Source organism: Streptomyces longispororuber (assembly GCF_024448165.1).
Lineage (GTDB): Bacteria > Actinomycetota > Actinomycetes > Streptomycetales > Streptomycetaceae > Streptomyces > Streptomyces longispororuber_A.
The window spans coordinates 1-11,943 of sequence record NZ_JAMOLN010000263.1 but is presented as its reverse complement, the minus strand read 5'-3'; the positions used below and the strand labels follow the sequence as shown (position 1 = coordinate 11,943).

11 protein-coding genes are annotated in these 11,943 nt (G+C 73.8%); 5 read left to right on the top strand and 6 right to left on the bottom strand.

Features of this window, described 5'->3' with window-relative positions:
- The coding region (locus M4J07_RS42565) for an OB-fold domain-containing protein (protein WP_255981653.1) at positions 1 to 236 on the top strand (236 nt) is incomplete at its 5' end.
- The gene (locus M4J07_RS42560; protein WP_255981650.1) at positions 233 to 1,006 is read left to right on the top strand and encodes an enoyl-CoA hydratase/isomerase family protein; all 774 of its coding nucleotides are present in this window, start codon (positions 233 to 235) and stop codon (positions 1,004 to 1,006) included. The genes M4J07_RS42565 and M4J07_RS42560, both read left to right, overlap by 4 nt.
- On the opposite strand, the gene M4J07_RS42555 is transcribed toward M4J07_RS42560, so the two are convergent.
- The 3 genes from M4J07_RS42555 to M4J07_RS48065 form a co-directional block, all read right to left on the bottom strand.
- On the bottom strand, positions 1,003 to 1,581 hold the full coding sequence (locus M4J07_RS42555; protein ID WP_255981647.1) for a hypothetical protein: 579 nt from the start codon (positions 1,579 to 1,581) through the stop codon (positions 1,003 to 1,005). The genes M4J07_RS42560 and M4J07_RS42555 overlap by 4 nt on opposite strands.
- An 82-nt stretch (positions 1,582 to 1,663) precedes the next feature.
- Complete coding sequence (locus M4J07_RS42550; protein ID WP_255981644.1) at positions 1,664 to 4,045, bottom strand: outer membrane protein assembly factor BamB family protein; 2,382 nt, start codon at positions 4,043 to 4,045, stop codon at positions 1,664 to 1,666.
- A gap of 151 nt (positions 4,046 to 4,196) precedes the next feature.
- A complete protein-coding gene (locus M4J07_RS48065) occupies positions 4,197 to 4,949 on the bottom strand; it encodes a VOC family protein (protein WP_305128899.1) in 753 nt (250 codons plus the stop codon).
- Positions 4,950 to 5,112: 163 nt separating this feature from the next.
- Here M4J07_RS48065 and M4J07_RS42535 point away from each other — a divergent pair, with 163 nt between their 5' ends.
- Entirely contained in the window at positions 5,113 to 5,760 is a 648-nt protein-coding gene (locus M4J07_RS42535) for a TetR family transcriptional regulator (protein WP_255981641.1), read from the top strand.
- Positions 5,761 to 5,842: 82 nt separating this feature from the next.
- Here M4J07_RS42535 and M4J07_RS42530 read toward each other — a convergent pair whose 3' ends face one another.
- Together M4J07_RS42530 and M4J07_RS42525 are read right to left on the bottom strand one after the other, a co-directional pair.
- Positions 5,843 to 6,322 carry a nitroreductase family deazaflavin-dependent oxidoreductase gene (locus tag M4J07_RS42530; protein WP_255981639.1) on the bottom strand — a complete coding sequence of 160 codons (480 nt, stop codon included), beginning with the start codon at positions 6,320 to 6,322 and terminating at the stop codon, positions 5,843 to 5,845.
- Positions 6,322 to 7,515, bottom strand: coding sequence for an acyl-CoA dehydrogenase family protein (locus M4J07_RS42525; RefSeq protein WP_255981637.1), 1,194 nt, complete (start codon positions 7,513 to 7,515; stop codon positions 6,322 to 6,324). The genes M4J07_RS42530 and M4J07_RS42525 overlap by 1 nt, the downstream gene beginning before the upstream one ends.
- A 104-nt stretch (positions 7,516 to 7,619) precedes the next feature.
- Here M4J07_RS42525 and M4J07_RS42520 point away from each other — a divergent pair, with 104 nt between their 5' ends.
- Positions 7,620 to 8,795 carry a thiolase C-terminal domain-containing protein gene (locus tag M4J07_RS42520; RefSeq protein ID WP_255981635.1) on the top strand — a complete coding sequence of 392 codons (1,176 nt, stop codon included), beginning with the start codon at positions 7,620 to 7,622 and terminating at the stop codon, positions 8,793 to 8,795.
- Positions 8,796 to 8,812: 17 nt separating this feature from the next.
- On the opposite strand, the gene M4J07_RS42515 is transcribed toward M4J07_RS42520, so the two are convergent.
- Positions 8,813 to 10,300 carry a PucR family transcriptional regulator gene (locus M4J07_RS42515; RefSeq protein ID WP_255981633.1) on the bottom strand — a complete coding sequence of 496 codons (1,488 nt, stop codon included), beginning with the start codon at positions 10,298 to 10,300 and terminating at the stop codon, positions 8,813 to 8,815.
- Positions 10,301 to 10,418: 118 nt separating this feature from the next.
- On the opposite strand from M4J07_RS42515, the gene M4J07_RS42510 reads away from it, so the two are divergent.
- Positions 10,419 to 11,943, top strand: a 1,525-nt coding sequence (locus M4J07_RS42510; protein ID WP_255981631.1) for a purine-cytosine permease family protein, incomplete at its 3' end; no start/stop codon positions are given.

Below are 11,943 nucleotides of genomic sequence, written 5' to 3'. Positions count from 1 at the left end.
TCGTCCCGCATCCGCCCCTCCTCCCCGCCTACGCCGCCCAGGCCCCGTACAACGCGATCATCGTCGAACTGGCGGACGCGCCCCGCATCCGCCTCGTCGGCAACCTGGTCACCTCCGCCGACGCCCCCCTCGACTCCGTCGCCCCCGACCGCATCCGCATCGGCGCCCGGGTCCAGGCCGTGTTCACCGACGTCGACGGCACGACCATCCCCCGCTGGGTCCTGGAGCGCCCATGACCCTGCGCACCGAGACGGACAAGGAGACCGGTGTCGCCACCGTCACCCTCGACCGCCCCCACCGCCACAACGCCATCGACCGGGCCACGGCCGACGAACTCCGCGCCGCATGGCGGGACTTCCGCTTCGACGACGACGTACGGGCCGTCGTCCTCACCGGCTCCGGCGACCGCGCCTTCTGCACGGGCATCGACCGCGACACCGACGCGCCCCAGCCGAACTCCCCCTACTCCATGGACGATCCGCTGCTCACGGTCGGCCCGAAGGCGAACGACCTGTGGAAACCGGTCGTCGCCGCCGTCAACGGCATGGCGTGCGGCGGCGCGTTCTACCTGCTGGGCGAGGCTGAGTTCGTGATCGCGGACGAGACGGCGACGTTCTTCGACCCGCACACCACGTACGGCATGGTCAACGCGTACGAGGCGATGTACCTCGCCCAGCGCATGCCCCCGGGCGAGGTCGCCAGGCTCGCGCTCATGGGCACCGCCGAACGGCTCTCCGCGCGACGCGCCCACGAGACGGGCCTGGTCAGCGAAGTCACGCCGCCCGGCGGCGCGTTGGCGGCGGCGACCCGCTGCGCGACGGTCATCGCGGGCCACCCGACGGAGGCCGTGCAGGGCACGGTGCGGGCGGTGTGGGCGGCCACGGAGGCGGGCCGCGCCCAGGCCTTCGCCCAGGCCCCGCACCTGATCGCCCTCGGCAACCTGCCGCCGGAACGGCAGGCCGAGCTCTTCAACTCCCGTACAGGGAAGGACTTCCGGGTCCGCTAGCGGACGACCGTCCCGGCCGGGTCGACCTCGCAGTGGTCGACCTCGGAGACGAGCCCCTCGCCGCCGACCTTCAGCCGGGCCGTGGTCGTGCCCCGGCCCTTCACCTTGACCGTGTCGAGCGCGGAGGTCACCCGCACGTCGCTCGCGTCCTGGAACTCGACCGACACGTAGAACCGGGCGGTGCTCCGGTTCGGGTTGCTGATCTCGACCGTCGCGTACGGCGCCCGCGCGCTCGCGCACTTCACGAGCCTGACCGTGGCGTCCACCAGGTCGTCGGTGCTGCTGCCGCTCGCCGACGACGTCGGCGTGGACCGGTGGCGGGGCCGCCGGTCGGTGGTACCGCCACTGCTGCCGCCGGTCGTGTCGTCCCCGTCGTCGTACGTGGACCCCGACCCCGAGCCGTAGCCGGAACTGCCGCCCGACGTCGACGAGTTGGACGACGATCCGCCGTGGTTCTGCGACGAGCTGCTGCACCCGCCCCCGCCGCCACTGCTGTGCCCCCGCCCGTGCCCGCGCCCCGTGGAGAAGCCGGTCAGCGCGAGGACGACCAGGGTCGCCACCGCCGTGAGTTTCATTCCCCGTTTCATCACGCCGGGCACCCTACCCGGCACGCGGCTCCCTGATCCGGGGCGTCCGTCAGATGCCGCGCACCCGGCGCTACCGACTGGTCCCGGTCCCCTTCTCCGCGTCCAGCGCGTACACGCACCGGTCCTTGCTGCACGCGTACACGACCCCGTCCGTCACGACCGGGGTCCCCGTGATCTCGCCGCCGGTGGCCAGCTTCCAGCGCAGCCGCCCGTCGTCCGCCTTCAGCGTGTACAGCAGGTGGTCGGTCGACCCGAAGTGGATCCGGCCGTCGGCGACGACGGGCGAGCCGACGATCTCGCCGCCCGCCTGGAACCGCCACTTCGGCGTCCCGGTCACCGCGTCCAGCGTGTAGAGCCCCTGGCCGCTGCCCACGTGGACGTGCCCGTGCGAGACGAGCACCGGGTCGATGGACGAGGGCCGCGGCTCGGTCGCGATCCGCCAGCGGTCGCGGCCGTCCGTCGCGTCGAGCGCGTACACGGTGCCGTGGTGGTCGGCGAGGTAGATGCCGCCGCCCGTCACCGCCGGTCCCGGCGCGTACGCGGGCGGGCAGAGGAAGACGGCCGGCGCCTCGAAGTGCCACCGCACGCGCCCCGAGCCGACCTCGATGGCGAGGACCCGGGTGCCGGCGGCGACGTACACGTAGCCGTCGTCGGCGGGGGTGAGCCGGACCGGCACCCCGCCGCAGGACGCGGCGTCGCCGACCGGGTACGACCAGCGCTCCTCGCCGGTGCGGGCCTCCAGGGCGCGCAGCCGGGCGTCCTGCCAGACGAAGACCGTGCCGTCGTGCACGACGGGGCCCGCCTCGGGCGCCTCGAAGTCGGTCTGGCAGCCGGTGATCTCCCAGAGCGGGTCGCCGTTGACAGCCTCGCGGGCCTGGACGCCGCCGCCGCGGGTGCCGGTGACGACGGTGCCGCGGTCGGCGGCGAGGGAGTACACCCACGCGTCGGTGGCGACCCGCCACAGGTCGCCGCCCTCGCGGGCGTCGAGCGCCCACAGGGTCGGCCCGTCGGAGGCGTGGATGCGGCCGTCGGCGACGGCCATGGCCCAGGCGACGTCGCGGGTCTTGAAGCGGCGCCGGCCGGTGCTCACGTCCAGGGCGTGCACCTCGAAGGACGTGACGTAGACGAGGTCGGCGGCCACCTTGGGCGTGCCCCACACGTCGTTCGACATGCGGAACCGCCAGGGCCGCCAGGACGACGTCTCCGCGGCGGCGGGGCTGGGGACGACGGCGGAGGCCGGGCCGCCGTCCTGACCCGTCCCGTTCACGGACGGCTTGGAACGGGACCAGGACGCGGCGAGGCCGGACTCCGCGGGCGGCGCCTTCACGGCGGCGGCGCGGGCGTCGGCGACCCGGGGGCCCGGACCGATCGGCACGCGCGCGCCGGCCAGGTGGACGGGCCCGTCGGCGACGCTGCGGGCGGCCGGGGCGGCCACCGGCGACGCGGCGGGCGAGCCGCGCCAGCCCTCCGTGGACACGGGGCCCGGCGGCTGCGGCGGCATCGCGGGCATCCGCGCCTCGTGGCCGGGGGTGCGGCTCTGCGGCTTGACCGTGGTGCGGCTGCCGCGGCGGGACTCGATCAGCGCGACGGACCGCTCGGGCAGCCAGGCGGACGCCGTACCGCTGTCGTCGCTGCCGGGGCCGAAGAGGTGCGGGGCGAGCTGGGCCTGGAGGTCGGCGGGCGAGGGCCGCATCGCCGCCTCCATGTGCATACAGGTCTCGATGAGCGGACGGAGCTCGTCCGGCAGCCCCTCCAGGTCGGGGCCCTCGCGCAGCAGCATGAACACGGTCTCGACCGGGTTCGCCCCGTGGAACGGCGCGTGTCCGGTCGCCGCGAAGACCAGCGTGGAGCCGAGCGAGAAGACGTCGCTGGCGCCGGTGACACTGCGGGAGTCCTTCGCCTGCTCGGGCGACATGTACGCGGGTGTACCCACGGCCACGTTCGTCATGGTCAGCCGGGTGTTGGAGACGCCGGACGCGATACCGAAGTCGATGACGCGGGGGCCGTCCTCGACGACCAGCACGTTCGACGGCTTGAGGTCGCGGTGGACCAGGCCCGCGCCGTGGATCGACTGCAGCGCCTCGGCCACGCCCGCCGCGAGCCAGCGGACGGCGGGGGCCGGCAGCGGCCCGCACTCATTCACTATTTCTTCGAGGGAGGGCGCGGGGACGTACGCGGTGGCGAGCCACGGGACGGCGGCGCGCGGGTCGGCGTCGACGACGGCGGCCGTGTAGAAGCCGGACACCGCCCTGGCCGCCTCGACCTCGCGCGTGAACCGCACCCGGAACAGCTGGTCCTCGGCCAGTTCCGTGCGCACCGTCTTGATCGCCACGCGTCGGCCGGACGCCGAGCGCGCCAGATAGACCAGACCCATGCCGCCAGCACCGAGCCGTCCCAGCACCTCGAACGGACCGATCCGCCTCGGATCGTGCTGCGTCAGCTGATCCACCACTTCGCCTGCCACCTCCCCGTACGGGGCCACCGTACTCACGGCCCCCGCCAGCGTCTCACCACCGAAGCGCTACGGCGGCACGCACCCCGATTCTTCCTGTCCGGGGCCCCGGTTGCGAACCCGGGTGCATTTCGGGGTGTCTCAGGCGCTCTCAGCCGCCGAACGGCTCCCACAGGGCGAACTCCGCGCCCTGGTCGTCGACGAGGACGGCGCTTCGTCCGTACGGGGTGTCGTGCGGCGCCACCAGGACGCGTGCGCCGAGCCGGGTCGCGTCCCAGCAGCCCGCGGCCACGCCGGCGGCGCCGAAGTGCAGCAGGAAGCGGGGGGCCTCGCCGGGCGCGTACAGCCGGGCCAGGCCGGGGGCGCCGGGCTCCGGCGGGGTGCGGGGGTGCCAGTCGCGGACCCCGGGGGCCCGCTCGTCGGTCAGGTAGCCGAAGACACCCTCGTAGAAGGGGTCGCTCGCGGCGGGGACCGGGGTGCGCAGCTCGACGTGGCACAGGGTGCCGGGGGCGCCGGTCCGCTCGAAGCCCTGGTGGCTGCCGGGCTGCCAGAGCCCGAACGGGGCGCCCTCGGGCCCGGCGGCGCGGGCGACGGTGGCCACGGTGCCGTCCGAGACGGGCGCGGCCAGGATGCGGCCGCCCGCGGCGAGGGTCCGCTCGGCGGCGGCGTAGGTGTCCTGGACCGCCACGTGCACGGTCCAGGCGGCCCGGCCGGGGGCCAGGGCCGCGACGCCGCGGTCCGCGCTGTACGCCGCCGTGTAGTAGCCGCGCTCGGCGCCCGCGCCCTCGTCGAAGGTCCACCCGAAGAGGTCTCCGTAGAACCGCTTGCCCGCCTCGACGTCGGGCAGCGCCGCGTCGGCCCAGCACGGGGTGCCTTCGGGGAAGCTGCGGGGAACGGGGCGCATATGCCTCACGCTAGCCACGGCTGCGGGGCGCCGGAGGTTGAGATTCGAACGTCTGGCCAATTCCCGTCCCTCACGGCGCGTCATTTGACCGGAGGTCACCGGGCCCAACCCCATTTGCAGTCGGTCAGATCGCGCTCCGATCACCCCTCGGTAAGCTGACGGCATGACAGGACAAGTACGTACCGTCGACGGCCGTGTGGCCGGACGGCGTGGTCAGGCAACACGTCAGAAGCTGCTCGACTGCCTCGGCGAGATGCTCAGCTCCTCGCCCTACCGGGACGTCAAAGTCATTGATGTCGCCCGGAAGGCGGGCACTTCGCCCGCGACCTTCTACCAGTACTTCCCGGACGTCGAGGGCGCCGTCCTGGAGATCGCCGAGCAAATGGCCACCGAGGGCGCGGGGTTGACCGAGCTGGTCGCCGACCGCTCCTGGGTCGGCAAGGCCGGCTGGACCACCGCACAGGAACTCGTGGACGGCTTCCTGGAGTTCTGGCGCAGGAACGACGCGATCCTGCGCGTCGTCGACCTCGGCGCGGCCGAGGGCGACAAGCGGTTCTACAAGATCCGCATGAAGATCCTGAACTCGGTGAACAACTCCCTTGCGGACGCGGTCAAGGAGCTCCAGGACAAGGGCAAGGTCGACAAGGACGTGAGCCCGGCGGCGGTGGCCGGTTCCCTGGTCGCCATGCTCGCGGCGGTCGCCTCGCACCAGCGCGGCTTCCAGACCTGGGGCGTCAAGCAGGCCGAACTCAAGCCGAATCTGGCGCTGTTGGTCCATCTCGGGGTGACCGGGAAGAAGCCGACGAAGTAGCGCCTTCCCGGCCTTCCCCCTTCATCTGATCCTGTCGTACGGCGGCGGTTCGCGTGATCAGCGTGAGCCGCCGCCGTTGCAGTTAGGTGCGCCGCTCCAGACGGAACAGCCGGATCTCCCGGTCGATCCGCTCCTGGTAGGCGGCGTACGGCGGCCAGAACTTCAGTGCGGCGGCCCAAGCCTCCTCCCGTTCGCCGGAGTTGAGCAGCCGGGCGGTCACCGGAACGTCCTCGCCGCGCCAGCTGATCTCGGCGTCCGGGTGCGCGAGCAGGTTCGCCGTCCACGCGGGGTGTCCCGGGCGCCCGAAGTTCGACCCGACGAGCAGCCAGGTGCCGCGCTCGTCCTCCGGCATGCAGGCGAGCGGGGTGCGCCGCAGCGTGCCGCTCCTCGCACCGCGCACGCTGAGCACGACGCCCGGCAGCATCTGGGCGCTGAGCAGCACCTTTCCCCGGGTGAGCCGGTGCACGGCGCGGTCGAGCGCCGGGATGACGTGCGGCGCGACCCGGGCGAAGGTCCTGGTCGACGACACCTTCTGGACGAGTCTGATCCCGGGCGGCGCCATCAGACCGCCGCCCCGGCGCCGGCCGCGAACAGGTCGGCGGCCTGTGCGGCGCGGGCCCGCAGCAGGTGGACGGGCCCGAAGAGCAGCTCGTCGCCGGTGGCCCGCTTCAGGTACAGGTGCGCGTCGTGCTCCCAGGTGAAGCCGATGCCGCCGTGCAGCTGCACGGCCTCGGCGGCGGCGGTGCGCAGCGCCTCGACGGCCTGGGCGAGCGCGAGCCCGCCGACCCGCTCCCGCGCTCCGTCGCCCGCCGCCCAGGCCGCGTAGTAGGCCGCCGAGCGGGCCGCCTGCACCTGGACGTACACGTCGGCGAGCCGGTGCTTGACCGCCTGGAAGGAGCCGATGGGCCGGCCGAACTGCTCGCGCTCCTTGACGTACTCGACGGTGCGTTCCAGGGCCCGGTCGGCGGCGCCGACGGCCTCGGCGGCGAGCAGCGTGGCGGCGGTGTCGCCGGTGGCGGCGAGCGCGGCGGGCACGTCCCGCTCCTCGTCCCCGAGCAACTCGGCCGCCACGTCCCGCAGTTCGACGCGGGCCTGCGGGCGGGTCTCGTCGAGGGAGGTCTGCCGGGTCCGCACCAGTCCGGCGGCGTCGTCCCGCACGAGGAACAGGAGGGTCCGGGAGCGGGCGAAGCCGCCGGTGTGGGCGGCGACCAGGAGCAGTCCCGCGCTGTGTCCGTCGAGCACCTGCTCGGCCTGCCCGTACAGCCGCCAGCCGCCCTCGCCCCGGCGGGCTTGCACGCCGCCCGCGCGCCCGCCGCCGGCCCAGTCGCCCGCGTTGTCGGCGACGAGGCCGAGGGCGGTGGCCAGGCCGGTGCCCGGTACGGCGAGGGTCGCGGTGAGGGTGCCGTCGGCGATCCGCGGCAGCAGCGCAGCGCGCTGCCCGTCCGTCCCGAGGGCGCGGATCAGCGGGGCGGCGAGCCCGCTGGTGGCGAGCAGCGGGGTGGGGGCGAGGGTGCGCCCCAATTCCTCCACGGCAAGGGCGAGTTCGGTCACGGTGGCACCGATGCCGCCGTACTCCTCGGACAGGGCGAGGCCGGGCAGGCCCAGCTCACCGCTGAGCGTGCCCCACAGGGCGGGGTCGTGGCCGGCCGGGGTGCGGGTGGCGGCCTTCACGTCGTCCGGGGTGCAGCGTTTGGTGGCGAGTTCGCGCAGGGTGCGACGGATCTCTTGCTGCTCCTCGGTGAACCTGGCGTCCATGCGGTCCCCTTTCTGACGGGGCGTCATATTAGGGCGCGCGGGGACCAGCGGGAAGGCCCGCGCGACACTGCGCCCCGCCCATTATCTGATGTACCGTCAGATCCATGACTGGCAGCAGTGGTTCACGCCCCAAGGTCGCCATCGCCGGCATCGCGCTCTCCGACTGCGGCCGGGTGGACGACGCCACCCCCTACGCCCTGCACGCCCAGGCCGCCCGCCGCGCCCTCGCCGACGCGGGCCTCACCCCCGGCGTCGTCGACGGGTTCGCGAGCGCGGGCCTGGGCACCCTCGCCCCGGTCGAGGTCGCCGAGTACCTGGGGCTCAAACCCCGCTGGGTGGACTCCACCTCGGTCGGCGGCTCCACCTGGGAGGTGATGGCCGCCCACGCGGCGGACGCCATCGCCGCCGGTCACGCCCGCGCGGTCCTCCTGGTCTACGGCTCGACGGCCCGCGCCGACATCAAGGCGAAGCGCCGCACGTCGAACCTCTCCTTCGGCGCCCGCGGCCCCCTCCAGTTCGAGGTCCCGTACGGCCACACGCTCGTCGCCAAGTACGCCATGGCCGCCCGCCGCCACATGCACGAGTACGGCACCACCCTGGAACAGCTGGCCCAGGTCGCCGTCCAGGCCAGGGAGAACGCGTCCCGCAACCCCGACGCGATGTTCCGCGACCCGGTCACCGTCGAGGACGTCCTGTCCGGACCGATGATCGCGGACCCCTTCACCAAACTGCACTGCTGCATACGCTCCGACGGCGGCGCCGCCGTCCTGCTGGTCGCCGACGACCTGCTGCCCGACTGCGCCAAGTCCCCCGTCTGGGTGCTGGGTTCGGGCGAGCACGTCTCCCACACCACCATGTCCGAGTGGGACGACTTCACCGTCTCCCCCGCGGCGGTCAGCGGCCGGCTCGCCTTCGAACGGGCCGGCGTCACCCCGGCCGAGATCGACGTCGCGGAGATCTACGACGCCTTCACGTACATGACGCTGGTGACCCTGGAGGACCTCGGCTTCTGCGCCAAGGGCGAGGGCGGGGCGTTCGTCGAGAAGGGACGGCTGCTGCGCGACGGGGAACTGCCGACCAACACCGACGGGGGCGGCCTGTCGGCCCAGCACCCCGGGATGCGCGGCCTGTTCCTGCTCGTGGAGGCGGCCAGACAGCTGCGCGGCGAGGCCGGTGACCACCAGGTGCACCGCCCGGACGGGTCCCCGCCCGCCCTCGCCGTGGCGTCGGGGACCGGCGGCTGGTTCTGCTCGGCGGGCACTGTGGTGCTCGGGCGCTGAGCCCGCGCCCACCGTCGCTACTCGGTGAAGCCGAGCGCCTGCGCCGCCTGGATCGCCAGCCACACCTCGGCCAGCACCCCGGTCGCCGTCAGATCACGGCCGCTGATCTCGGAGAAGCGGCGCAGCCGGTAGGCGAGCGTGTTCGGGTGGATGTGCAGCGCCGCGGCGGCGGCATCGGTGCGCCGGTCGCGCTCCAGCCACGTACGCGCCGAGGCGAGCAGCCGGGAGTCGTGCGCCGCGTCGTACGCGATCACCGCCCCGAGGACGTGCTCGACCAGCGCCGTGAGCACCGCCGGGTCGCGCGGCAGCCAGCGCCCCGGATCGCCGTCCCCGTACGTGACCAGGGTGCGCCCCGACTCGACCGCCTTGGTCAGCGCCCAGGCCGCCTCCCGCTGGGCGACCCGCAGCACGGCCCCCGCGGGGAAGAGCCGGCTGCGGCCGACCGAGACGCCGGGCAGCGCCGCCGCGGTGTCGCCCAGGCCGGGCGCGCCCAGCACGTGGTGGTCGCCGCCGCGGTGCAGCAGCAGATGGGGGTGGCCGGCCAGCGCGGCCAGGAGCTCGTCGTCGGTGGCGCCGCGCACCCGAAGCAGCACGCAGTCGCCGTCGATGCCGTGCCGCAGCAGCCGGCGCCGCACCACGTCCTGGTCCAGGTCCTCCTGGAGGATCTCGGCGAGCGTCTCCGCGCCCTCGCGGCGTGCCGTCTCCCGCTCGCTGCGGACCATCGCGAGCCGCAGGGCCGCGACGGTGGCGATGTGCTGGGCCACCGAGAGCCCGGCGGGCCGCGCGCCCTGCCGCTCGTACGCGACGAGGAACCCGGCGGGCCCGCCGGGACCCGGCACCGGCAGCACGAAGCCGCCGGGCACGGTCGGCGGGGCGTCCTCGGCACGGTCCGGCAGGACGGCCGGGTCGGGGGCGGGCGGCACCCCGGGCAGCAGCGGCCCGCCGCGCGGCGCGCTGAGGTACACGTCGTAGCCGGAGAGCCGCTCCAGGCGCTGGAACAGGCCGCGGGTGTCCAGGTCCTCCGCGGCCAGCCAGCGCAGCGCCCCGAACACCTGGAGCTGCGCGCCCACCCGCTGCCCCGCGTCGTCCGCGACCGCCGCGGACACCGCCTGGGAGACCGCGACGAAGGGCACCGACAGCGGCACCTCCAGGACCGGGAAGGCGCGCTCCTCGGCCGCGGCGCGGAAGGCCGGGTGCAGGGGCGGCATGTGCAGCTGGGCGGAGACGGCGAGCGCGCTGACCCCGGCGTCGTCGAGCCGCTCCAGGTAGGCCCGCTGCCCGTCGGCGGTGCGTGGCAGCGCGAGACCCGTCGTCATGATCATCTCGGCGCCGAGCAGCCACGGCGTGGGGTCCTCCAGCTCGCTGGGATGGGCCCAGGAGACGGACCGGCGCAGGCCGTCGGCGCCCGCGAGGACGCTCAGCTGAAGGGCGGGGAACGTCAGCAGGTCCTCGACGGTGACGGCGTGACGGCCGCCACTCTCCCCCTTGCTTTCGTCTTCAGCCACAACACATACGGTAATGCTTCGTGGCAAGCCCAATTGTCCGTGCCCGTCGCGTTCCGCAAACTGAGGGCCGCATCCCCGGAAGGTCAGATTCCGGGCGGACCCGAAGGGAGTGCGTGCCATGAGCACCGACTCCGCACACTCCGGTGGCATCACCGAGGTCGAGACCGCCGGCGTCGAGCGCATCCCCGACGCCGACCGCACGGCCCGCCCGCTCGACCTGTTCCGGCTCGCCTTCGGCGGTGCCAACACCTTCGCGACCTGTGTCCTCGGCGCGTTCCCGATCCTGTTCGGGCTCTCCTTCTGGCAGGGCCTCGCGGCGACCGTCCTCGGCCTGGTCGCGGGCGCGCTGCTGCTCGCGCCGCTCTCGCTGTTCGGCCCGGCCAACGGCACCAACAACGCGATCTCCTCCTCCGCGCACCTCGGCGTGCACGGCCGCGTCGTCGGCTCCTTCCTCTCCCTGCTGACCGCCGTCGCGTTCTTCTCGATCTCCGTGTGGTCCTCCGGCGACGCGCTGATCGGCGCCGCGCACCGACTGGTCGGACTGCCCGAGTCGGACTTCTCGTACGCCGCCGCCTACGCGGTCTTCGCGGCGCTCGTGCTCACCGTGTGCGTGTACGGCTTCAAGTTCATGCTGTTCGTGAACAAGATCGCGGTGGTCGCCGCCTCGGCCCTGTTCGTGCTCGGCGTCTTCGCGTTCGCGGGCGACTTCGACGCCGGCTACACCGGCGCGTTCGCCTCCACCTCGACGCCGATGTTCTGGCCGTCCTTCATCGGCTCCGCGCTGATCGTGCTCTCCAACCCGGTCTCCTTCGGCGCCTTCCTCGGCGACTGGTCGCGCTACATCCCGGCGGCCACGCCGCGCCGCCGCGTCATGGGCGCCGCGTTCCTCTCCCAGATCGCGACGCTGCTGCCGTTCCTGTTCGGCCTCACGACCGCGTCCGTGATCGCCACGAAGGCGGAGAAGTACCTCGACCCGGCCGCCCCGAACTACGTGGGCGGGCTGCTCGCCATCTCGCCCGGCTGGTACTTCCTGCCGCTGTGCCTGCTCGCCCTGATCGGCGGCATGGCCACCGGCACCACCGCCCTGTACGGCACGGGCCTCGACTTCTCCTCCGTCTTCACCCGCTTCAGCCGCGTCCAGGCGACGTTCTTCATCGGCTCGCTGTCGATCGCGTTCATCTTCATCGGCCGCTTCGCCCTGAACCTGGCGCAGTCCATCTCGACGTTCGCGACGCTCATCATCACCTGCACCGCGCCGTGGATGATCGTCATGATGCTCGGCTACGTCACCCGGCGCGGCTGGTACGACGCGGAGGCGCTCCAGGTCTTCAACCGGCGCCAGCAGGGCGGGCGTTACTGGTTCGCGCACGGCTGGAACTGGCGCGGTCTGATGGCCTGGCTGGTCTCGGCCGTCCTCGCCCTGATGTTCACCAACCTGCCCGGCCAGTTCGTCGGCCCGCTCGGCGACCTCGCGGGCGGCACCGACATCTCCCTGCCGGTCGGCCTGGCCCTCGCCGCCGTGGTCTACCTCGGCCTGCTCGTCGCCTTCCCCGAGCCGCGCGGCGTGTACGGACCCGAGGGGCCGCGCCTGGTGCGGGCCTCGGACGCGGACGTGCTGCCGATCACCGACGCGGACGGCCGCG